We start from the raw sequence: 21,842 nt of genomic DNA on the forward strand, positions 1-21,842 counted from the left end.
AAGTCGCGGTGGTCCAGCTCGACCACCGCGACTCCTGCGGACTCGGATCGCCCGGAGGCTCAGCCGAAGTGGCGCGGCAGTACAGCGCCGTTCACCGAGCGCAGCTCGTCCAGCGGCAGCGTGAAGAGGCCCTGCACCTCGACCGCGGGGGTCGCCGCGTCGGTCACTCCGATGCGCAGCACCGGGTAGCCCCGGCCCTCGCAGAGCCCGCGGAACTTCACGTCGTCCTCGCGCGGCACCGACACGAGCACGCGGCCGGTCGACTCCGAGAACAGCGCGGCCGTCGCGTCGACGCCGTCGCGCTCCATCAGCTCGTCGAGCCAGATGCGCGCCCCGACGCCGAAGCGCAGCGCGGACTCGGCCAGCGCCACCACGAGCCCGCCGTCGGCGAGGTCGTGGGCGGAGGCGATGAGCGACTCCTTCGCGCCCGCCGAGATCAGCTCGGCCAGCGCGCGCTCGGCGGCCAGGTCGAGCTGCGGGGGCAGCCCGCCGAGGTGGTCGTGGATCGTGCCGGCCCACGCGGAGCCGTCGAGCTCGTCGCGGGTGGTGCCGAGGAGGTAGAGGTTGTCGCCCTCGTCCTGCCAGCCGGAGGGGATGCGGCGCGCGACGTCGTCGATCACGCCGAGGACGCCGACGACGGGGGTCGGGAAGATCGGCACGTCGCCGGTCTGGTTGTAGAACGAGACGTTGCCGCCGGTGACGGGGATCTCGAGCTCGAGGCAGGCGTCGGCGAGCGCGCCCACGGCCTCGCGGAACTGCCACATCACCTCGGGGTTCTCGGGGCTGCCGAAGTTGAGGCAGTCCGAGACGGCGACCGGGGTCGCTCCGGTGACGGCGACGTTGCGGAACGCCTCGGCCAGCGCCAGGCGGGCGCCCTGCGCCGGGTCGAGCTGGCACCAGCGCCCGTTCGCGTCGGTCGCGACCGCGAAGCCGAGGCCCGACTCCTCGTCGACGCGGACCATGCCGCCGTCGTCGGGGTAGCTGAGCGCGGTGTTGCCGAGCACGTAGCGGTCGTACTGCGAGGTGATCCAGCTCTTGTCGGCGAGGTTCGCCGAGCCCAGCAGCGCCAGGGTCTCGGCGCGCAGCGCGTCGCCGCCGGTCGAGCGGGGCAGGCGGGAGGAGGAGTCGGCCTGCAGCGCGTCGAGCCAGGAGGGGTACTCGATCGGGCGCTCGTAGACCGGGCCGTCGACCGCGACGGTGCGCGGGTCGACGTTGACGATCTCCTCGCCGTGCCAGTTGATGATGAGGCGGCCGGAGTCGGTGACCTCGCCGAGCACGCTGGTCTCGACGTCCCACTTGCCGACGACCTCGAGGAACGCGTCGAGCTTCTCGGGCGTGACGACGGCCATCATCCGCTCCTGCGACTCCGACATGAGGATCTCCTCCGCCGTGAGCGAGGGGTCGCGCAGCAGCACCGAGTCGAGCTCGATGAACATGCCGCCGTCGCCGTTGGAGGCCAGCTCCGAGGTGGCGCACGAGATGCCCGCGGCGCCCAGGTCCTGGATGCCCTCGACGAGGTCCTTGCGGAACAGCTCGAGGCAGCACTCGATGAGCACCTTCTCGGCGAACGGGTCGCCGACCTGCACCGCGGGACGCTTGGTCGGTCCGCCGTCGGCGAAGGTGTCGGAGGCGAGGATCGACGCGCCGCCGATGCCGTCGCCTCCGGTGCGCGCCCCGAAGAGCACGACCTTGTTGCCGACGCCGCGGGCGTTCGCGAGGTGCAGGTCCTCGTGGCGGAGGACGCCGACGGCCAGCGCGTTGACGAGCGGGTTGCCCTGGTAGACCGAGTCGAAGTAGGTCTCGCCGCCGATGTTCGGCAGGCCGAGGCAGTTGCCGTAGAAGGAGATGCCGGCCACGACGCCGTGGACCACGCGCGCGGTGTCGGGGTCGTCGATCGCCCCGAAGCGCAGCGCGTCCATGACCGCGACCGGCCGGGCGCCCATCGAGATGATGTCGCGGACGATGCCGCCGACCCCCGTCGCCGCACCCTGGAAGGGCTCGATGTAGCTCGGGTGGTTGTGGCTCTCGATCTTGAAGGTGACGGCCCAGCCCTCGCCGACGTCGACCACTCCGGCGTTCTCGCCCATGCCGACCATGAGGTTCTTCTTCATGGCGGGGGAGACCTTCTGCCCGAACTGGCGGAGGTACATCTTCGACGACTTGTAGGAGCAGTGCTCGCTCCACATCACCGAGTACATCGCGAGCTCGCCGCTCGTGGGGCGGCGGCCGAGGATCTCGCGGATGCTCGCGTACTCGTCGGGCTTGAGTCCGAGGGCCGCGTAGGGCTGCTCCCGCTCGGGCGTCGCCTCCGCGTTCGCAGTGGTGTCGGGAACGGCGGTGCGGCTGTCTGCCATGTGCTGGAGGCTCCAGGGGAGGGGGACGGGATGCGCGTCGATCCTACCCGCCGCGGTCGCCGCGGCCCGGGCCCTCCGGTGGAGCGGTGCGGGCACCGGCGCCTAGGATCGGGCGGGTGAAGCGGGCGGCTCTGATCGGGACCGTGCTGTGGGGGCTCTACCAGTGCTTCGGGAACCTCGGAGCGGCGAACATCTCGTCGGACGAGCCCGTGTACCTCGCCGCGGGGTGGGACTACCTGCACGGCGACGTGAGCGCGAACCTCGAGCATCCGCCGACGGCGAAGTACCTGATCGGGCTCGCGCAGGTGCTGCTCGGCGAGGGGCTGCTCGCGGGCAGGATCGCCGCCGGCGCGGCCTCGTTCCTCACCGGGCTGGTGCTCTGGCTCTGGTTCCGGCGCGAGCTCGGCCCGACCCTCGCGCTCGTCCCGGCCGGCCTGTTCCTCCTCCTCCCGCGCACCGCCGTAGGGGCCGGCACCCGGATCGACCGCCTCGCGCTCCTGGAGCCGTTCATGGTGCTCTTCGCCGTCGCGGCGATGGCGGCGGCGTGGACCTGGTCGCACGCCTCCCCGGGCAGGCGGAGCGGCTGGCTGATCGCGCTGGCCGGTGCGCTGCTGGCGCTGTCGGTCACCTCGAAGCTGACCACCGCGGTCCTCGCGCCCGTGCTCCTGCTGCCGCTGCTGTGGTCGGGGAGCAGGGCCCGGGCTCTGCGGGGCGGCCTCGCCCTCTCCGTCGCGTTCGTCGTCACCGGGGTGCTCGCCTACCTGCCGGTGCACCCAGTCGAGGCGGTCCGGTACCTGCTCGAGTTCCAGTCCGAGCACAACGCCGACGGCCACCTGATCGAGGTCGCCGGGACCGCGTACGTCTTCCCTCCGTGGTGGGCGAACCTCTGGTTCATGCTCGTCGGCATCGGGCCGGCGGCGCTCGCCGTGCTGCTCCTCGGGACCCTGCTGGCACTGCTCGCTCCGCGGCGCCGCGCGCTGGTGCTCTACCTGGGCGCCGCGACGCTGCTCCTCCTCGTGTTCCACCTGGCGATCAGCTCGGTCGCGCTGCCGCACTACTACGCGGCGTGGGCGTGGCTCCTCTGCGCGCTGGCGGGCGTCGGCATCGCGGAGGCGCTGCACGGCGGGATCGTGCTGCCCGCACCCCTTGCCCGCGGCGCCGGCGCGGTGCTGCTGGCCGCCTCCCTCGTGATCGCGATCGCCACCTCGGTGGGGATCGCCCAGGAGCGGCCGACCGGGATCGCGCGGGTGGCCGACGTGCTGCGCGAGCGCGGCCTCGACGGCGGCCTGGTCCTCGCGCAGGGCATGTCCTCGGGCGTCTACGTGCCCTACATCGGCGATCGGGTGACGACCGATCCGTCCTCCGCCGGGATCGTCGCCATCGCGATCGAGCGGTCGGCGCGCTTCCCCGTCGATCCGCGCGTGTCCGCCTACCTCGAGTCGGCGCGGCCCGAGACGGTGCGGCTCGACGACCTCACCCTCGTGCTGGTCGACGGACCGCTGCCGTGACCGCTCACTTCGAGCGGCAGGCCCCCGGATCGACGGCGTCCGTCAGCGAGGCGGCCTGCTCGACCACGGGAGTGAGGACCGAGAGCGGGATGGCGTAGCCGACGTTGTCGACGGAGGCGGCCTTGCCGAAGACGACGCCCGACACGGTGCCCTCGAGAGAGAGCAGCGGGCCGCCCGAGTTGCCCTGGTTGACGACGGCGGCGAGGGTCAGCACCTCCCGTGAGGTCGGTGCTCCGTCGACCATCAGCGAGACCGTGGCGTCGGAGGAGATCTCGGCCGAGCCGAGGGTCAGCGGGCCGCCGAAGGGGTAGCCCGCGACCACCGCGTCGTCCCCGGCGGCGACGGCGTCGTCGAGCGGGAGCGGGGAGGCGTCGAGCCCGTCGACGGCGATCACGGCGAGGTCGGCGGCCGGGTCCAGGTAGACGACTCGGCCGGTGCGCGGGGCCTCGCCCGGCGCCTCGACGACCGGCTGCGAGACTCCGCCGACCACGTGCGCGTTGGTGATGACGCGGTCGTCCGAGACGACGAAGCCGCTGCCCGTCACTCCGACGTCGCAGGCCCAGGCCGTGCCGGAGACGCGCACGACCGAGCGGGTGGCGGCGGCGACCTCCGGGTCGTCGGTCGAGACGTCCGGGATCGCGGGCGCCTGGGTCGGAGCGTCGAGCGCCTCGACGACCCACGACGTGCCCTCGTCGACCACGGTCGACTGCAGCTGGGCGAGGAAGGCGCGGACGGGGGAGGGGGTGAGGTCGTCGATCGTGCGGATGACCGTCGAGCCGGCGACCGAGGTCGTGACGAGGGGGACGCCGAGGAGGGAGACGGCCGAGGTGACGGCGATCCAGACCAGGCCGGAGATCGCGACGCCGGCGACGCCACCCGCGAGCCGGTCGAGCAGGCCGAGCTTCACCCGGTCGGCTCCGCGGCCGATGACCGCGCCGAGCGTCGCTCCGATCGCGTAGCCGACGCCCAGCAGCAGCACGGCGGTGCCGATCACGGCGAGCAGGCGCCACTCGCTGCCGGCCGCCCACGACGAGACGGCGGGCACGGCGAACGAGGCGCCGATCGCGCCCGCGACGATCCCGGCGAGACCGCCGAGGGTCCGGAGCAGGCCGCGCCGCAGACCGTCGACGAGCGCGCCGATGAGGCTCAGCACGACGATGACGTCGACGATCACGGATGCACCCACGCGGAACTCCTGCCGGTGTCGGGGGACGGGTCCTCCAGCATGACCGACGCGGGATGCGCGGACGCCCGGAGGCGGCTGGCAGTCCGCGGCGGCCGCGGTGCGCGGGGGCGGCGGCGGCGCGGGAGCCGGACACCGCCGGCCGCGCGCTGCCCCCGACGGCGGTGCCGCCGGGAGGGCGGTGCCCCCTAGAAGAACGAGATGCAGTACGGCGTCGCGATCGGCGCGAACAGGCGGTCCATCCGCCCCGCCTCGCCCGTGACGCGCGCCAGCCCGGCCTTCGCCAGGATCGACGGCCGCACCGAGCCCAGCAGCAGCGAGCCCAGGTCGGCCACGTCCAGCGCGAGCTCGGCCTCGTCCCCGGTGCGCTCCACGGTGGCGGAGCCGCCCGAGGCGGTGAGGCGGTAGCGGCCGTCGGCGAGCCCGAGCCCGTCGGCCACCTCGACGACGACCGAGCCGTCAGCGGTCCACGGCCGGGCCGAGAACGCGGCGGCGACGTCGAGGATCCGCAGCCAGATCAGGTCGCCCACGTGGCTCACCTGCACCACGCGCGCGTCGCGGAGCGCCCAGGTCAGCGGATCGTCCACCGGCGCCATGTCCCAGGTCACCGCGGAGGCGAGGTCGACCGCGCCGAGGTAGCCCCAGAGCGCGAGGTAGGCGTCGGCGCCGGGGGCGACGAGGTCGACGATCTCGAGGGTCTTGTCGTCCTCGGGCCCGACCGCGCGGTAGGTCACGAAGCCGTCGAGCGTCCCCTCCTCGTCGAGGTGGACGGCCGAGCGGACGTCGAGGCCGGGCGTGGTCTCGCCGGACGCGGTGCCGACGGAGTTCGCCTCGTAGCGCGACTGGCGGGTCAGCGAGCCGGGGGTCGACGCCTGGAACGCGGCGAACACCGCGGGGATGCGCGGCTGCAGCCAGCTCGTCGCGACCACCTCGACGCGGCCGGCGGGCTCGGTCTGCAGGCCGAAGCGCGGCCCGGTGTCGACGCGGATCGAGCGGGTGAAGGCCGAGCGGCCGAAGCCGAACCGGCGGTAGATGGAGGCCTCGCTCGCCGTGAGCGCGGCGACCGGGGTGCCGGCCTCCTTCGCCAGGCGCAGATCCTCGGTGATCATCGCGCGCAGGATGCCGCGGCGCCGGTGCGTGGGCCGCACGGTCACCTGCGAGACGAGGTGCGTCGGCAGCTCGCGTCCGCCGCCGACCTGCAGGGCCCCGGGGAACGCCGCGTAGGTGCCGACCGGCACGCCCGCGCCGTCGAGCCCCTCGGGGGCGGAGGAGTCGACGACCGCGGTGAGCACGCGCTGGTCGGCGACCATGTGCTCGGCCCAGTCGCGCAGCTTCTCCGGCGTGAACTCCTTCTCGTGGAAGCCCGCGTTGATCGCGGTGGCCCACGCGGCGGTGGCGGCATCGGGACCGCCCTCGTCGTTCAGGGCGGCGGGGAAGCGGCGGAGGTCGAGACCGGTGAGAGGCATCCGTCCAGCCTATTCACCCGGGGTGCGCGGGGGCTGAACCGGTGCGCGAACGGTCACCGCGACGGGCGCGCCCGTAACGCCGACCGCCGTCAGAGCACGGTCCACCGCTTCTCGAGCGCCGCGTCCACCGCCTCCGCGAGTTCGTCCAGCCGCCGGGAGTCGAGGCGCCCCGGGTCCGCGGCCGCACGGATCCGCCCGCTCATCGCTGCGATCGCCGAGCGCCGCCGCGGCAGGGTCGCGGTGAACGCGCAGTCGCGCAGCAGCACCAGCAGCTCGCCCGCCCGGCCCTGCGCCTCCGCGAGGACCTCGAGCCGCCGCTCGAACGGCGACTCCGGGACCGTCACGCGCAGGAACCCCTCCGGATCCTGGAACGCCGCCGGCGGATCCGGGACCCGCGCGAGCAGTGCCAGAGCGGAGCCCAGCTCGTCCAGACCGCCCTCGTGCGCCAGCTCCCGCAGCCGCGAGTCCACGTCCTCGGCCGGTCCCGCCCCGAGCTCCACCGTCCGCAGCACGAGCGCGTCGAGCCGGCGCTCCTCCTCCTCGCCCGGGACCGACGGAGTCGCCGACCACCACGAGAGCACCGGAGTCGCGGCCACCGCGTGCTCGCCGATCCGCCGCTCCAGCGCGATCAGCAGGTCCTCCCGCGCGGCGAGCGCCACCAGCGCGTCCACGTCGACGTGGAGAAGGGTGCCCGAGGCGGGCGGCGCCACCAGCCGGCGTCCGGAGGGAGGGACGGTCTCCGCCCGCGTCCTCGCCCCGGGTCCGCGCCCGCTCGCCCGCAGGATCTCCTCCTCGAGGGTCCGCCGGGGTCGTCGTCGTCCGCTTCCGCGCGCCATGCCGTCACGCTACCGTCGGCCGCATGACCCGGTTCCTCGCCCTCCTCCGCGGAGTGAACGTCAACGGCCGCACTGTCCGCAGCGCCGAGCTCGCCGAGACGGTCGCCGGGATCGGCGTGGACCGGGTGCGGACGGTCCTCGCGAGCGGCAACGCGGCCTTCGACTCCGATCGCCCGGCCGCCGAGCTGAAGCCCGCGCTCGAGGCGGCGCTCGCCGAGCGGTTCGGCTACGACGCCTGGATCGTGCTCGTGACGCAGGAGGCGCTCGCCGCGGTGCTCACCGCCTACCCGTTCCCGCGGATCGACGAGGAGGCGCATCCGTACGTCGTCTTCGGCTCGGACGAGGAGGCGCTCGACGCCGCGCAGGCCGCGATCGGCGAGCCGGATCCGGCGGTCGAGCTCGTCGCCCGGGGCGCCGGTGTCCTCTACTGGCGCTGCCCGCGCGGCTCCTCGACGGACACGCCGGTCGCACGGATCCTCGCCCGATCCGCCTACCGCTCCACCACGACGACCCGGAACCTGCGCACCGTCGAGAGGCTCGCGACGGCGTGACGTCCGCGGCCGTGGCAGGGCCGTCTCCGGGCTCCGCGAGCGGCACCTCCGGGCGCCTCCGACCTCGGGAGGCGAGGAATCGGGGCTGAGAGCACGCACATTCTTTGGTTAGGCTGTCCTTAGTGCCGGTCCACTCGGACCCTGCGCCGCCTCCCGCACAGCCTCTCGAAAGGGACCCATGCCCCGCGCCACCACGCCCCTCGCCCTGCTCGCCGCCACCGCGCTGACGATCGGCCTCGCCGGCTGCAGCGGCTCGGCCGCCGGAGACGACGCCGCCGCCGACAGCGGCTTCACGCCGATCACGATCGAGCACGCTCTCGGCACCACCACCATCGAGTCGGCGCCCGAGCGCGTGGCGACCGTCAACTGGGCCAACCACGAGGTCCCGCTCGCGCTGGGTGTCGTCCCCGTGGGCATGGCCGCCGCCAACTTCGGCGACGACGACGGCGACGGGCTCCTCCCCTGGGTGAGCGAGAAGCTCGACGAGCTCGGCGCCGAGACCCCCGTCCTCTTCGACGAGACCGACGGCATCGACTTCGAGGCCGTCTCGGACACCGACCCGGACGTCATCCTCGCCGCCTACTCCGGCCTCACGCAGGAGGACTACGACACCCTGAGCGAGATCGCCCCCGTCGTCGCCTACCCCGAGACCGCCTGGGGCACCTCCTGGCGCGACATGATCACGCTGAACAGCGAGGCGATGGGCAGGGCCGACGAGGGCGCCGCCCTGATCACCGAGCTCGAGGGCGAGATCGAGGAGAAGGTCGCCGCGCACCCGCAGCTGGCCGGCACCTCGGCGATGTTCCTCACCCACGTCGACCCGACGGACCTCAGCCAGGTCAGCTTCTACACCTCGCACGACACCCGCCCCGCGTTCTTCGAGGACCTCGGCATGGCCACCCCGGGCAGCATCGCCACCGCCTCCGCCGTGACCGACAAGTTCTCGCTCACGCAGAGCGCCGAGCAGGCCGACGCCTTCAGCGACGTCGACGTGATCGTCACCTACGGCGACGACGAGCTCGTGAGCACCCTCAAGGCCGACCCGCTGCTCTCGCAGATCCCCGCGGTCGCCGACGACGCCATCGTGCGCCTGCCCTCCACCCCGCTCGGCACCGCCGCCAACCCGACGCCGCTCTCGATCTCGTGGGTCCTCGACGACTACCTGGACCTGCTCGACGAGGCCGCCGCCAAGGCCGCGCAGAGCACTCCGGCCGCCTGAGCCGGGACCCGACCCGCGTGACCCTCGCCGCTCCTTCCGCCGCCTCGGGCGTCGCCGCCGTGCGCCGCCCGAGGCGGCTGCGCGCCCTCTGGCTGCTCGCGGCCGTGGCCGTGCTGCTCGCCGCCGCCGTGGTCTCGGTGCTGGTGGGGTCGCGGGAGGTGGCATGGAGCGACGTGGTCGCCGCGTTCGGCGGGTCCACGGACGGGTTCGCGCAGGCCGCGGTCGCCAAGCGCATCCCGCGCACCGTGCTCGCCGCGATCGCGGGGGCGGCCCTCGGCGTCGCCGGCGTGCTGATGCAGGGGGTGACCCGCAATCCGCTGGCCGACCCCGGCATCCTCGGGGTGAACACCGGAGCCTCGCTCGCGGTCGTGACGGGCATCGTCTTCTTCGGGCTGACGAGCTCCGCCGCCTACGTCTGGGTCGCGATCGGCGGGGCCGCGGTCGCCGCGGTCTTCGTCTACACGGTCGGGTCGCTCGGGCGCGGCGGCGCGACTCCGCTCAAGCTCGCCCTGGCCGGCGCCGCCACCTCGGCCGCGCTGGTCTCGGTGATCAGCGCGATCGTCCTGCCGCGCGCCGACATCGCGGGCGGCATCCGCTCCTGGCAGATCGGCGGAGTGGGCGGCGCCACGTCCGCGAGCATCGCGCAGGTGCTCCCCTTCCTCCTGGCCGGCCTCGTCCTCTGCGTGCTCTCGGCCAAGAGCCTCAACACCCTCGCGCTCGGCGACGAGCTCGCCGCGGGCCTGGGGGAGCGGGTCGCCCTCGCGCGCGGCGGGGCCGCCCTGGGCGCGGTCGTGCTCTGCGGAGCGACGACCGCGGTCACGGGGCCCATCGGCTTCGTCGGCCTGGTCGTCCCGCACGCCTGCCGCCTCCTCGTCGGCGTGGACCACCGCTGGCTGCTGCCGTTCTCGGCGGTGACCGGCGCCGTGCTCCTGATCGCGGCGGACATCGTCGGCCGCGTCGTCGCGCGCCCGAGCGAGATCGACGTGGGCATCGTCACCGCGCTGGTCGGCGCCCCGGTGTTCATCGCGATCGTCCGCCGCCAGAAGGTGCGCGAGCTGTGACCGCGCTGGTCGAGGCGCCCTCCGCCACCGCCCGCGCCGTCGCGGCCGGCCGCCGCCGCCGCGGGGCCCGCCGCCGGATCGTCGTCGCCGTGCTCGCTGTCCTGATCGCGGCCGTCCTCGCCGTCTCCCTGCTGGTCGGCCAGACCGTCTACTCGCCCGACGAGGTGCTGCGCGTGATCCTCGGCGAGCAGGTCCCCGGGGCGAGCTTCACCGTCGGGCGCCTCCGCCTCCCGCGCGCCGTCCTCGCCCTGCTGGTGGGCCTGTGCTTCGGGCTCGGCGGAGTGAGCTTCCAGACCATGCTCCGCAACCCGCTCGCCAGCCCCGACATCATCGGGATCAGCGCCGGGGCGAGCGCCGCCGCGGCCTTCGCGATCGTGACGCTCTCGCTCGGGGCGGCGCAGGTCTCGGCCCTCGCGATCGTCGCGGGACTCGTGGTCGCCCTGCTCGTCTACGCCCTGTCCTACCGCAGCGGAGTCGCCGGCACCCGGCTGATCCTGATCGGCATCGGGGTCGCCGCGATGCTCGACTCCCTCACCGCCTACGTGCTCTCGCAGGCCGCCGCGTGGGACCTGCAGGAGGCGTCCCGCTGGCTCACCGGGAGCCTCAACGGCGCGAGCTGGAGCGAGGTCGTGCCGGTCCTCGCCGCGGTCGTCGTCCTCACCCCCGTCCTGCTCTCGCGCTCGCGCGACCTCTCCGCCACGCAGCTCGGCGACGACACCGCCTCCGCGCTCGGCATCCGCGTGAACGCCACTCGCCTCGTCGTGATCGTCGCCGCGGTCGGGCTGATCGCCTTCGCGACGGCCGCCGCCGGCCCGATCGCGTTCGTGGCCTTCCTCTCCGGCCCGATCGCCGCCCGCCTGATCGGGCCCGGCGCGTCGCTCCTCATCCCCTCGGCCCTCGTCGGCGCGCTGCTCGTGCTCGTCGCCGACTTCGTCGGGCAGTTCGGGCTGGGCCTGCGCTACCCGGTCGGAGTGGTCACCGGCGTCCTCGGGGCGCCCTACCTCGTCTACCTCATCGTCCGCAGCAACAGAGCGGGAGGCTCACTGTGACCACCGCGCACACCCTGACGGCCGAGGGGGTCACCCTCGGCTACGGCGACCGGACCGTCGTCGACGGCCTCGACCTCGTCGTCCCGCCCGGCCGCATCACCGCGATCGTCGGAGCGAACGCCTGCGGCAAGTCGACGCTCCTGCGCTCGATGTCGCGCCTGCTCGCGCCCCGCTCCGGCGCCGTGCTGCTCGACGGCAGGGCCGTGCACCGGACGCCGGCGAAGCAGCTCGCCCGCACGCTCGGCCTCCTCCCGCAGTCGCCGATCGCCCCGGAGGGCATCACCGTCGCGGATCTCGTCGGCCGCGGCCGCCATCCGCACCAGGGGATGCTGAGCCGCTGGAGCGCCCACGACGACGAGGCCGTCGCGACCGCGCTCGACGCGACCGACACCGCCGCCCTGGCCGACCGCTCCGTCGACGAGCTCAGCGGCGGGCAGCGCCAGCGCGTCTGGATCGCGATGGCCCTCGCGCAGGAGACCGACGTGCTGCTGCTGGACGAGCCGACCACCTTCCTCGACGTCAGCCACCAGATCGAGGTGCTCGACCTGCTCGTCGACCTCAACCGCACCCGCGGGACGACGGTGGTGATGGTGCTGCACGACCTCAACATGGCCGCCCGCTACGCCGACCACCTCGTGGCCATCGCGCACGGCGCGGTGCACGCCTCCGGCACCCCGGCCGCGGTGCTCACCGAGGAGACGGTGCTCGCCGTGTTCGGCCTCGACAGCCGCATCATCACCGACCCGACCTCGGGCACCCCGCTGATGCTCCCCCTCGGGCGGCACCGCCTCGCCCCCGAGCGGATCGACGCCCCCGGCGGCGCGCAGATGACGGACGTGTAAACGGTTCCACACGGCGGCCGGGGGGCGTATACGATACCTGCAGTCCGCGGCGGACGACCGTCATCGGCGGAACCGCCGAACGCCTGCCCCCGATCAGAGGTCCTCCCCGCCGTGACTGCATCCCCGACGCGCCCCGACGCCTCCGCCCTCCGCGGCGTCCGCGCGCTCCTGTTCGACCTCGACGGCGTGCTCACGCCGACCGCCGACGTCCACATGCAGGCCTGGTCGCGGCTGTTCACGGAGTACCTCTCCTCGCGCGGGATCGCCGAGGGCTACACCGACGCCGACTACTTCCGGTACATCGACGGACGCCCGCGGTACGACGGCGTCCGGGCGCTCCTCGCCTCGCGCGGCATCACCCTCCCCGAGGGCGCGCCCGAGGACGACCCGTCGCTCGAGACCGTCTGCGGGCTCGGCAACCGCAAGAACGACGCCTTCAACCGCACCCTCGCCGAGACCGGCGTCGCTCCCTACCCGGGCTCGCTCCGCTTCGTCGACGCCGCGATCGCCGCGGGCGTGCAGGTCGCCGTCGTCACCTCCTCCCGCAACGGCGTGCCGGTGCTCGAGGCGGCCGGCCTCCGCGACCGCTTCGAGGTCGTCGTGGACGGGCTCCTCGCCGCCGAGCGCTCGATCGCCGGCAAGCCCGCGCCCGACACCTACCTCTACGCGGCCGAGCTCCTCGGCCTCCCGGCCGCCGAGTGCGCCGTCCTCGAGGACGCGCACTCCGGAGTCGCGGCAGGCCGCGCGGGCGGCTTCGGCCTCGTCGTCGGCGTCGACCGCGGAGTCGGGGCCGACACCCTGCTCGAGCACGGCGCCGACCTGGTCGTGGACGACCTGGCCGAGCTGCTCCCCTTCCTCCCCACCGCTCCCGCCCCCGAGGACGCCGCATGAACCCCATCACCTCCGACCCGCTCGACCGGAACCGCTTCCCGATCGACGAGTGGGCCCTCGTCGAGACCGAGTTCGCCTCCGAGCTGCAGGGCCGCACCGAGACGCTCTTCGCCACCGGCAACGGCTACCTCGGCCTCCGCGGCAACGTGGAGGAGGGGCGCGACGGCTACGCCTACGGCACCTTCATCAACGGGTTCCACGAGACCTGGCCCATCCGCCACGCGGAGGAGGCGTTCGGCTTCGCCCGCGTCGGCCAGACCATCGTCAACGTGCCGGACGCCAAGATCATCCGCCTCTACGTCGACGACGAGCCCTTCGTGCTGAGCGAGGCCGACGTCCTCGCCTACTCGCGCCGCCTCGACTTCGCGAACGGTGTGCTCACCCGCGAGCTGGAGTGGCGCACCCCCTCCGGCAAGCGCGTCCTGATCCGCTCGCGCCGCCTGGTCTCCTTCACCGACCGGCACCTCGCGATCCTCGACTACGAGGTCGAGATGCTCGACCACGACGCGTCCGTGCTGATCTCGAGCCAGATCCTCAACCGCCAGGACGGCGTCGACGAGTACCACGCCCCCTCCGGCAGCGAGGGGGCCGGCTTCGACCCGCGCAAGGCGGAGTCGTTCGAGGACCGCGTGCTCCAGCCGCGCCTCAAGCGCGTCAGCGGCACCCGCTACCTCCTCGGCTACCGCACCACCAACTCCCAGATGACCGTCGCCTGCGGCGCCGAGCACCAGCTCGAGACCGAGAACGAGTGGGACCAGACCTCCCAGATCGACGACGACCTCGCCAAGCACGTCTACCGCGTGAAGGCCAAGGCCGGCCGGCCGGTCCGCCTGGTCAAGACGCTGACCTACCACACCTCCCGCGGCGTGCCCGTGCGCGAGCTCGCCGACCGCTGCGACCGCACGCTCGACCGCGCCCGCGAGACGCCGGTCGAGGAGCAGTTCGTCAAGCAGCGCGAGTGGCTCGACGACTTCTGGACCCGCTCCGACGTGCAGCTGGACGGCCAGCCCGCGATCCAGCAGGCCACCCGCTGGAACCTCTTCCAGCTCGCCCAGTCCACCGCCCGCACCGACGGCGGCGGAGTCGCGGCCAAGGGCGTCTCGGGCTCCGGCTACGGCGGCCACTACTTCTGGGACACCGAGGTCTACGTCCTCCCGTTCCTCAGCTACACGGCGCCCCTCGTCGCCCGGAACGCCCTGCGCTTCCGGCAGAACATGCTCGAGGCGGCCCGCTCGCGCGCCTCCGAGCTCAACCAGCGCGGCGCGCTGTTCCCCTGGCGCACCATCAACGGGCAGGAGTCGTCGGCCTACTACGCCGCCGGCACCGCGCAGTACCACATCGACGCCGACATCTCCTACGCGCTCATGCAGTACGTGGGCGCCACCGGCGACGACGACTTCCTCGCCCGCGGAGCGATCGACATCCTCGTCGAGACCGCGCGGATGTGGGCCGATCTGGGCTTCTGGCGCAGCAACGGCGACGACCACTTCCACATCCACGGAGTGACGGGGCCGGACGAGTACACGACCGTCGTCAACGACAACCTGTACACGAACGTCATGGCCCGGGCGAACCTCCGCTCGGCCGCCCGCGCCGTCGAGCTGCTGAAGGCCGTCGAGCCCGCTGCGTACGAGCGGATGGCCGACCGCCTCGCTCTCGACGAGGGCGAGGTGCTCGAGTGGGCGCGCGCCGCCGAGAAGATGCACATCCCCTTCGACGCGCGGGCGGGCATCCACCCGCAGGACGCGGCCTTCCTCGAGAAGGAGCTGTGGGACCTCGAGAACACCCCCGCGAGCAAGCGCCCGCTGCTGCTGCACTTCCACCCGCTGGTGATCTACCGCTTCCAGGTGCTCAAGCAGGCCGACGTCGTTCTCGCGCTGCTGCTGCAGGGCAACGAGTTCACCGCCGAGCAGAAGCGCGCCGACTTCGAGTACTACGACGCGCTGACCACCGGCGACTCGACCCTGTCGGCCGTCGTGCAGTCGATCATCGCCGCCGAGGTCGGCTACAGCGACCTGGCCCGCCACTACTTCCTGTCCGCGCTGTTCGTCGACCTCGCCGACCTGCACCGCAACACCGCGGACGGCATCCACGTCGCCTCGACGGGCGGCGTCTGGAGCGCCCTCGTCTACGGCTTCGGCGGGATGCGCGACCACGGCGGGCGGATCACGCTCGACCCGCGCCTGCCCGACGACTGGGACCGCCTCGCCTTCCGCATCACCCTCCACGGCACGCGCGTGCGCGTCGAGGTGACGCAGACCGAGGTCCTGCTGACGGTCGAGACCGGCGACTCCGCCGCGATCACCGTCCGCGACGAGCGCGTGCACGTCGCCGCCGGCAGCCCCGTGCGCGTCCCGCTCACGCACCAGGGCCGCCGCCTGCACGGCGCGCCGACCACGTCCGACATCGAGGGCACCCGCCGCTCCGACGGCACCGTGATCACCGCCTCGATCCCCACCATCTCGATGACCCCGGAGCCCGAGGTCCTGACCGGGCCCTGAGCGGCGCCGCGAACATCGCCCATCACGCACGAGACCCCCGGCCGGAACCGGGGGTCTCGTGCGTCGCGGGCGGGCGGAGCCGCCCGGACCGGATGCGTCAGGCGGAGGCGAGCAGCGACTTCAGCGCCGACGTGAAGAACGTCAGCCCGTCCACGCCCGAGCGCATCGCGGCGGCCGTGTCGGGCCCGAAGCCCTCCTCGACGGCGTGCTCCGGGTGCGGCATGAGCCCCACCACATTGCCGCGGCGGTTGCTGATGCCGGCGATGTCGTTCATGGAGCCGTTCGGGTTGTGGCCGAGGTAGCGGACGACGACGCGTCCCTCCGCCTCGAGCTCGAGCAGCGTGTCGGCCGAGGCGATGTAGCCGCCCTCGCCGTTCTTCAGCGGGATCGTGATCTCCTGGCCGGGCTCGAAGCCGTTCGTCCAGGCGGTCTCGGTGCTCGCGACCATCAGGCGCTGGTCGCGGCAGACGAAGGATCCGATGTCGTTCGCGATCAGGCCGCCGGGCAGCAGGTGCGCCTCGGTGAGCATCTGGAAGCCGTTGCAGATGCCGAGGACCGGGGTCCCGGCGTTCGCCGCGTCGACGACCTCGCGCATGATCGGGGAGTGGGAGGCGATGGCGCCGCAGCGCAGGTAGTCGCCGTAGGAGAAGCCGCCGGGCAGGACGATCGCGTCGACGCCGTCGAGGTCGTGGTCGCCGTGCCACAGCGCGACCGGCTCCGCACCCGCGAACCGGACGGCGCGCTGGGCGTCGCGGTCGTCGAGCGAGCCGGGGAAGGTGATGACGCCGATCCTCATCGGGCGGCCTCCGCCGGGTAGTGGATCCCGACGACGTCCTCGATCACCGAGTTCGAGAGCATCTCGTCGGCGATGCGCTGCACTGAGGCGCGCACCTCGTCGGTCACCTCGTCGACGGTGATCTCGAAGCGCTTGCCCACCCGCACGCCGTGGAGGGCGGAGTGGCCCAGCCGCGCGAGCGCGCCGGCGACGGCCTTCCCCTGCGGGTCGAGCAGCTCGGCCTTGGGCATGACTTCAACGACGATCGTGGGCACCGTGTTCTCCGGAGTCTCGGGGGAGTGCGGTCTTCCGCGCGACCATCGTACCCGCGGGGGTCCCCGCGGTCGGCGGCGCTCAGGAGGTCGTGACGCGGATCGCGTTCGCCCAGGGGTCCTCGAAGGCGAGGGTGCGGCCGTCGTCGCGGGTGGCGACTCCGGAGCGGGCCAGCCGCTCGCCGAGCGCGCCGAGGTCGTCGGCGCCGGGCACCACGATCTCGACCTGTCCGAGGCCGAGGGCCTGCTGCCGGCGTCCGGCGCCCGCCGAGTTCCAGGTGTTCATCGCCATGTGGTGGTGGTAGCCGCCCGCCGAGACGAAGAGCGCCTGCCCGCCGTACGCGATCGTCGTCTCGAAGCCGAGCCGGTCGACGTAGAACTCCTTCGCGGTGGCGACGTCGCCCACGCTCAGGTGCACGTGGCCGACGGAGGCGCCGCCGAGGCGCGGCTGCGCGATCGACTCCTCGGTGAGGTGCTCCTGCAGGAACGCGTTCGGGTCGAGGAAGAGCGTGCTCATCTCGATCCGCCCGTGCGTCCACGACCACTGCGTGCGGTCGCGGTCCCAGTAGAGCTCGACGCCGTTGTGCTCGGGGTCGTCGAAGTAGAAGGCCTTGCTGACCAGGTGGTCGGAGCTGCCGGTGAACGAGCCGGGGTGCCGGGTCGCGACGCTGTACACGGCCGCGGCGAGCGCCGCCTCCGATTCGAAGAGGATCGCCGTGTGGAAGAGGCCGGCGCTGCGCGGCGAGGCGTGCACCAGCTCGGGCGCGTGCTGGAGGATCACGGCCGGCACTCCGCCGCGGCCGAGCACCGCGACCGGTCCGTCGTGCGAGAGCAGCTCGAGCGTCACGGCGTCGCGGTAGTAGGCGATCATCCCGTCGAGGTCGGCGACGCGGAGGGTCACCGCGCCCATCGCGGTGTCGGGAGCGAGCAGGTCGGGGGAGGAGGTGGTCACGGCGGAGACGCTACCCGCTTTTGGTTGAAGCTACAACCATTCAGAGGGGCGAGCGCTCATAGGAACCGCATAAGCATCGTCCAGGCGGCGCCGGGAGGCCGGGCGTGGAATGGGAACCGGTCGCCGTCAGGGGCGGCCCCGGCACGAGGACGACACCATGAACGAGCGACACGAATCCGACGAGCGAGAGCTCACCGACCAGCCCGCCACCACCGAGGCGACGGGCGCCGACGAGGTGCGCGCGCTGCGCGCGGACGACCGTCGTCGTCGTCGTCGGGCGCTGATCGCCGGCGGCCTCGGCCTCGCCGTGCTGATCGGAGCGACAGCAGGCGGAGTCGCCACCGCCGGCCGCACCGAGGCGGCCTCCTCGGCCTCGGCCGGCGCCGCCACGATCGCCTACCCCGGCGGCTCGCGCGGATCCTTCGGCGGCGGGTACGTGATCGTCCCCTCCTGGGGCGGATCGACGCAAGGCGGCTCGACGCAGGGCGGCTCCTCCCCGTACGGCTCGACGCAGGGCGGCTCCTCCGCCTCCGAGCCGGCCCCCGGCGCGACCGACGCCGTGGCCGCGAGCACCGCGCAGACCGCCGGCGTCGTCACGATCACCTCCGAGCTCACCTACCAGGGCGCCCGCTCGGCCGGCACCGGCATGATCCTCACCTCCGACGGCATGATCCTCACCAACAACCACGTCGTCGAGGGCGCCACCGCGATCTCGGTCACGGTGGAGTCGACGGGCCGCAGCTACACCGCCCGCGTCGTCGGCACCGACGCGACGAACGACGTCGCCGTCCTGCAGCTGGAGGACGCCTCCGGCCTCACCCCCGCCTCGCTCGACACGGACGGGGTCGCTGTGGGCGACACCGTGACCGCCGTCGGCAACGCGGGAGGGACGGGCGACCTGGTCGCCGCCACCGGCACGGTCACGGGTCTCGATCAGCAGATCACCACCCGCTCCGAGTCGGGGATCTCCGCCGAGACGCTGACCGGGCTGATCCAGACCGACGCCGACATCGTCTCCGGCGACTCCGGCGGCCCGCTCGTCGACTCCGCCGGCCGCGTCGTGGGGATGGACACCGCCGCCTCCAGCGGGACGGCCGACATCACCGGCTTCGCGATCCCGATCTCGAAGGCCCTGGACATCGTGGCCACCATCGAGGCGGGCGCCGACACGGCCACCGTCGAGATCGGCTATCCGGCCTTCCTCGGCGTCTCCCTCTCCTCCGGCACCGCGTCGCCGACCTCGCGCGCGCTCGCGACCACCGCGTCCGGCGCCGTGATCGGCGGAGTCGTCGAGGGCGGGCCGGCCGCGCAGGCGGGCCTCGAGGCGGGGGACGTCGTCACCGCGGTCGACGGGGTCGCCGTCGCCTCGGCCGATCAGCTGTCCGCCTCGCTCGCGCAGCGCGAGCCCGGGGAGTCGGTGACGATCTCGTGGACCGACTCCGCGGGCGCCGCCCGCTCCGCCCAGGTCGTGCTGGTCGAGGGTCCGGTCGCCTGATCGGAGCCTCCGCGTGGCCGCCGGAGCGTTCCCGGCCGTTCACCCGGACGAGCGCGCCACGCCGCCCGTTGTTTTGATCCGCTCAAGACAACTCGGGTAGTGTCCTCGGCATGACGACAGTGGACGAGCGGCTCCGAGCCTCCGGGCTCAAGGTCACCGCCACCCGGCGCGCGGTGCTCCTCGCTCTCGAGGAGCACCCGCACTCCGGGGTGGACGCGGTCCTGGCCCGAGTGCGCGAGGGCCTCCCCGAGGCTTCGGCCCAGGCGGTCTACGGAGTGCTCTCGGCGTTCACCGACGCCGGGATCGTCCGCCGCATCGAGCCGGAGGGCCACCCCCGCCGGTTCGAGCTGCGGGTCGGCGACAACCACCACCACGTGGTGTGCCGGCGCTGCGGGGCCGTGGCCGACGTCGACTGCGTCGTCGGGGAGGCGCCGTGCCTGCATCCGCAGACCGCGAGCGGCTTCGCCGTGGACACCGCCGACGTCACGTTCTGGGGCACCTGCCCCGACTGCCTGGCCCTGGCCCACTGACCGACATCCGCTACACCGCAGCGGCGGGCTCCGTGCCCCTCGCCGACAGGAGGAACATGACCGAGGAACGATTCACCACCACGAACTCCGGAGCACCGGTCGCGAGTGACGACCACTCGCTGAGCGTCGGAGCCGACGGACCCCTCGCGCTCCACGACCACTACCTCGTCGAGAAGCTGGCCCAGTTCAACCGTGAGCGCATCCCGGAGCGGGTCGTCCACGCCAAGGGCGGCGGAGCCTTCGGACGCTTCACCACCACCGCCGACGTCAGCGCCTACACGCGTGCCGCGCTCTTCCAGCCCGGAGTCGAGACCGAGATGCTCGCGCGGTTCTCCACGGTCGCCGGCGAGCAGGGCTCGCCCGACACCTGGCGCGACCCCCGCGGCTTCGCGCTGAAGTTCTACACGAGCGAGGGCAACTACGACCTCGTCGGCAACAACACCCCCGTCTTCTTCATCCGCGACGGCATCAAGTTCCCCGACTTCATCCGCTCGCAGAAGCGCCTGCCCGGCAGCCATCTGCGCGACCACGACATGCAGTGGGACTTCTGGACCCTCTCGCCCGAGTCGGCCCACCAGGTCACGTGGCTCATGGGCGACCGCGGCCTCCCCTCCTCGTGGCGGCACATGGACGGCTTCGGCTCGCACACCTACCAGTGGATCAACGCCGCCGGCGAGCGCTTCTGGGTCAAGTACCACTTCAAGACCGACCAGGGCGTCGAGATCCTGAGCCAGGAGCAGGCCGACCAGATCGCCGGTGAGGACGCGGACTTCCACATCCGCGACCTGTCCTCCGCGATCGACCGCGGCGACTTCCCCTCGTGGACGCTGTCCGTGCAGGTCATGCCGTACGAGGACGCGAAGAGCTACCGGTTCAACCCGTTCGACCTCACCAAGGTCTGGCCCCACGCCGACTACCCGCTGATCGAGGTCGGCACCATGACGCTCGACCGGAACCCCGAGAACTACTTCGCGCAGATCGAGCAGGCGGCGTTCGCCCCCTCGAACTTCGTGCCCGGGATCGCGGCCAGCCCCGACAAGATGCTCCTCGCGCGCATCTTCAGCTACGCCGACGCGCACCGCTACCGCGTGGGGACCAACCACGCGCAGCTGCCGGTGAACGCGCCGAAGTCGCCGGTGCACTCGTACTCGAAGGACGGCCCCATGCGGTTCGACTTCCAGAAGTCCGAGGTGCCCGTCTACGCGCCGAACACGATGGGCGGCGCCCACGCCGATCCCGCCCGGGCGGCGGAGTCGGCCGGCTGGGAGACCGACGGCGAGCTGACGCGCGCCGCGGCGACCCTCCACCGGGAGGACGACGACTTCGGTCAGGCGGGGACGCTCTACCGCGAGGTCCTCGACGACGACGCGCGCGCCCGCCTGGTCGCGAACATCGCCGGCCACGTGTCGAAGGTCACCCGTCCGGAGCTGCGGCAGCGCGTGCTCCAGTACTGGGCGAACGTCGACTCGTCGCTCTCGCAGCGCGTCGCCGAGGCGCTCGAGCCCTCGGCTCCCGGTGCGGACGTCTCCCCCGAGGCGGTCGGCATCGGGGCGTAGTCCCGGCATCCCCTCGAGGAGCGCGCGGTACCGGAGCGATCCGGGCCGCGCGCTCCTCGTCGTTTCCAGGAAGGGTCCTTCCACTCGGTGGAGTCGGATCCCGCGCGCGGGTGCCCGCCTCGGTCCGGTGCAGCCGGCTCGGAGCCCGGATCCGCCCGCGGAACCGGGCGCCGACGGGGAGGACCCCCGATCCCGACACGCCCGGGATGTGCGATTTCGGCCCGTCGTTTGACAGCACCCCGATCGCTGCGTAACTTATTCCGAGTCGCCACAAAGGCCGCAGGGAAACGGAAAGAGCAGCAGCTCCTACGTCCCGGCCTCAATCGGGACCATCCACTCGGCAAGACGGCTTTTCGGAGCAGGTCTGCCGCACGGATGTAAAGCCTTCGCAGGATCCCTCGGATCCAGCAACTTCGCCGCCCGGCGCAGGACTCAGGTCCTGAACCGAGCAACGTCGGAGCGCCTACGAGCGTGACGACATCGCGAAGAAGCCGGATTTGACACGGCCTGCGGATGTGCTAAGTTATACAAGTTGCCACGGCGACAGGGAGAAAGAAACTTCTCCTAGTCTACCGAGAAGACGCGTATGACGCAAGCAACAACATCTTCGATCACTTTCGTTGTGAAGCACCGTTCTGGTGTGGAGGCGGGATGTGTCCGATTCTTGAGAACTCAACAGCGTGCACTATGTTCAATGCCAATTTTATACCCCGGCCTTGATCTTCGGATCGGGTTGGGATTCCTTTGGAAATTGATGTCAGCTTCCGGCTTTCGGGTCGGAGAGATGTCTTATTTGCTAGA

18 protein-coding genes are annotated in these 21,842 nt (G+C 72.8%); 11 read left to right on the forward strand and 7 right to left on the reverse strand.

Annotation, left to right across the window (positions count from 1 at the left end):
* Positions 1-59: 59 nt before the first annotated feature.
* Positions 60-2,354, reverse strand: a complete 2,295-nt coding sequence (gene purL / locus C5D66_RS13255) for a phosphoribosylformylglycinamidine synthase subunit PurL (RefSeq protein WP_104234263.1) — start codon at positions 2,352-2,354, stop codon at positions 60-62.
* A 116-nt stretch (positions 2,355-2,470) separates the two neighbouring features.
* On the opposite strand from purL, the gene C5D66_RS13260 reads away from it, so the two are divergent.
* On the forward strand, positions 2,471-3,862 hold the full coding sequence (locus C5D66_RS13260) for a glycosyltransferase family 39 protein (protein ID WP_181028779.1): 1,392 nt from the start codon (positions 2,471-2,473) through the stop codon (positions 3,860-3,862).
* Positions 3,863-3,866: 4 nt separating this feature from the next.
* Here C5D66_RS13260 and C5D66_RS13265 read toward each other — a convergent pair whose 3' ends face one another.
* The 3 genes from C5D66_RS13265 to C5D66_RS13275 form a co-directional block, all read right to left on the reverse strand.
* Positions 3,867-5,048, reverse strand: coding sequence for a MarP family serine protease (locus tag C5D66_RS13265; protein ID WP_258060556.1), 1,182 nt, complete (start codon positions 5,046-5,048; stop codon positions 3,867-3,869).
* Between the two features lie 185 nt (positions 5,049-5,233).
* The gene (locus C5D66_RS13270; protein ID WP_104255978.1) at positions 5,234-6,511 is read right to left on the reverse strand and encodes a GNAT family N-acetyltransferase; all 1,278 of its coding nucleotides are present in this window, start codon (positions 6,509-6,511) and stop codon (positions 5,234-5,236) included.
* Positions 6,512-6,600: 89 nt separating this feature from the next.
* Complete coding sequence (locus tag C5D66_RS13275) at positions 6,601-7,347, reverse strand: DUF2254 family protein (RefSeq protein WP_104255977.1); 747 nt, start codon at positions 7,345-7,347, stop codon at positions 6,601-6,603.
* A gap of 23 nt (positions 7,348-7,370) precedes the next feature.
* On the opposite strand from C5D66_RS13275, the gene C5D66_RS13280 reads away from it, so the two are divergent.
* From C5D66_RS13280 to C5D66_RS13305, 7 genes are all read left to right on the forward strand, one after another.
* Positions 7,371-7,898, forward strand: a complete 528-nt coding sequence (locus C5D66_RS13280) for a DUF1697 domain-containing protein (protein ID WP_104255976.1) — start codon at positions 7,371-7,373, stop codon at positions 7,896-7,898.
* A gap of 178 nt (positions 7,899-8,076) precedes the next feature.
* A complete protein-coding gene (locus C5D66_RS13285) occupies positions 8,077-9,117 on the forward strand; it encodes an iron-siderophore ABC transporter substrate-binding protein (protein WP_104255975.1) in 1,041 nt (346 codons plus the stop codon).
* A gap of 17 nt (positions 9,118-9,134) precedes the next feature.
* Positions 9,135-10,178 carry an iron ABC transporter permease gene (locus C5D66_RS17540; RefSeq protein WP_258061315.1) on the forward strand — a complete coding sequence of 348 codons (1,044 nt, stop codon included), beginning with the start codon at positions 9,135-9,137 and terminating at the stop codon, positions 10,176-10,178.
* Positions 10,175-11,227 carry an iron chelate uptake ABC transporter family permease subunit gene (locus tag C5D66_RS17545; protein WP_244230540.1) on the forward strand — a complete coding sequence of 351 codons (1,053 nt, stop codon included), beginning with the start codon at positions 10,175-10,177 and terminating at the stop codon, positions 11,225-11,227. The genes C5D66_RS17540 and C5D66_RS17545 overlap by 4 nt, the downstream gene beginning before the upstream one ends.
* Positions 11,224-12,069 carry an ABC transporter ATP-binding protein gene (locus C5D66_RS13295; protein ID WP_104222740.1) on the forward strand — a complete coding sequence of 282 codons (846 nt, stop codon included), beginning with the start codon at positions 11,224-11,226 and terminating at the stop codon, positions 12,067-12,069. Before C5D66_RS17545 ends, C5D66_RS13295 begins: the two co-directional genes overlap by 4 nt.
* Before the next feature lie 111 nt (positions 12,070-12,180).
* Positions 12,181-12,960 carry an HAD family phosphatase gene (locus C5D66_RS13300; protein ID WP_104222739.1) on the forward strand — a complete coding sequence of 260 codons (780 nt, stop codon included), beginning with the start codon at positions 12,181-12,183 and terminating at the stop codon, positions 12,958-12,960.
* Complete coding sequence (locus C5D66_RS13305; RefSeq protein ID WP_104255974.1) at positions 12,957-15,461, forward strand: glycoside hydrolase family 65 protein; 2,505 nt, start codon at positions 12,957-12,959, stop codon at positions 15,459-15,461. The genes C5D66_RS13300 and C5D66_RS13305 overlap by 4 nt, the downstream gene beginning before the upstream one ends.
* 97 nt (positions 15,462-15,558) lie before the next feature.
* On the opposite strand, the gene purQ is transcribed toward C5D66_RS13305, so the two are convergent.
* The 3 genes from purQ to C5D66_RS13320 form a co-directional block, all read right to left on the reverse strand.
* Positions 15,559-16,257 carry a phosphoribosylformylglycinamidine synthase subunit PurQ gene (gene purQ / locus C5D66_RS13310; RefSeq protein ID WP_104222737.1) on the reverse strand — a complete coding sequence of 233 codons (699 nt, stop codon included), beginning with the start codon at positions 16,255-16,257 and terminating at the stop codon, positions 15,559-15,561.
* Complete coding sequence (purS, locus tag C5D66_RS13315) at positions 16,254-16,511, reverse strand: phosphoribosylformylglycinamidine synthase subunit PurS (protein ID WP_104222736.1); 258 nt, start codon at positions 16,509-16,511, stop codon at positions 16,254-16,256. The genes purQ and purS overlap by 4 nt, the downstream gene beginning before the upstream one ends.
* Positions 16,512-16,590: 79 nt before the next feature.
* A complete protein-coding gene (locus C5D66_RS13320; protein WP_104239376.1) occupies positions 16,591-17,418 on the reverse strand; it encodes a VOC family protein in 828 nt (275 codons plus the stop codon).
* A gap of 199 nt (positions 17,419-17,617) precedes the next feature.
* Between C5D66_RS13320 and C5D66_RS13325 the strand changes: the two genes are divergently transcribed.
* The 3 genes from C5D66_RS13325 to C5D66_RS13335 all read left to right on the forward strand — a co-directional run bounded on the left by C5D66_RS13325 (position 17,618) and on the right by C5D66_RS13335 (position 21,041).
* Entirely contained in the window at positions 17,618-18,955 is a 1,338-nt protein-coding gene (locus C5D66_RS13325) for a S1C family serine protease (protein ID WP_104255973.1), read from the forward strand.
* Between the two features lie 110 nt (positions 18,956-19,065).
* Positions 19,066-19,485: a Fur family transcriptional regulator gene (locus C5D66_RS13330; protein WP_104222735.1), complete on the forward strand. Its 420-nt coding sequence runs from the start codon at positions 19,066-19,068 to the stop codon at positions 19,483-19,485.
* A gap of 56 nt (positions 19,486-19,541) precedes the next feature.
* The gene (locus C5D66_RS13335; protein WP_104255972.1) at positions 19,542-21,041 is read left to right on the forward strand and encodes a catalase; all 1,500 of its coding nucleotides are present in this window, start codon (positions 19,542-19,544) and stop codon (positions 21,039-21,041) included.
* Positions 21,042-21,842: the final 801 nt, after the last annotated feature.

The sequence above is a fragment of the Rathayibacter sp. AY1B4 genome (assembly GCF_002932815.1).
Taxonomy (GTDB): Bacteria; Actinomycetota; Actinomycetes; order Actinomycetales; family Microbacteriaceae; genus Rathayibacter.

Coding starts and splice junctions, on each gene's coding strand:
- purL (WP_104234263.1), bottom strand. CDS start 2,354: ATGGCAGACAGCCGCACCGCCGTTCCCGACACCACTGCGAACGCGGAG.
- C5D66_RS13270 (WP_104255978.1), bottom strand. CDS start 6,511: ATGCCTCTCACCGGTCTCGACCTCCGCCGCTTCCCCGCCGCCCTGAAC.
- C5D66_RS13275 (WP_104255977.1), bottom strand. CDS start 7,347: ATGGCGCGCGGAAGCGGACGACGACGACCCCGGCGGACCCTCGAGGAG.
- C5D66_RS13280 (WP_104255976.1), top strand. CDS start 7,371: ATGACCCGGTTCCTCGCCCTCCTCCGCGGAGTGAACGTCAACGGCCGC.
- C5D66_RS13285 (WP_104255975.1), top strand. CDS start 8,077: ATGCCCCGCGCCACCACGCCCCTCGCCCTGCTCGCCGCCACCGCGCTG.
- C5D66_RS13305 (WP_104255974.1), top strand. CDS start 12,957: ATGAACCCCATCACCTCCGACCCGCTCGACCGGAACCGCTTCCCGATC.
- purQ (WP_104222737.1), bottom strand. CDS start 16,257: ATGAGGATCGGCGTCATCACCTTCCCCGGCTCGCTCGACGACCGCGAC.
- C5D66_RS13320 (WP_104239376.1), bottom strand. CDS start 17,418: ATGGGCGCGGTGACCCTCCGCGTCGCCGACCTCGACGGGATGATCGCC.
- C5D66_RS13325 (WP_104255973.1), top strand. CDS start 17,618: ATGAACGAGCGACACGAATCCGACGAGCGAGAGCTCACCGACCAGCCC.
- C5D66_RS13330 (WP_104222735.1), top strand. CDS start 19,066: ATGACGACAGTGGACGAGCGGCTCCGAGCCTCCGGGCTCAAGGTCACC.
- C5D66_RS13335 (WP_104255972.1), top strand. CDS start 19,542: ATGACCGAGGAACGATTCACCACCACGAACTCCGGAGCACCGGTCGCG.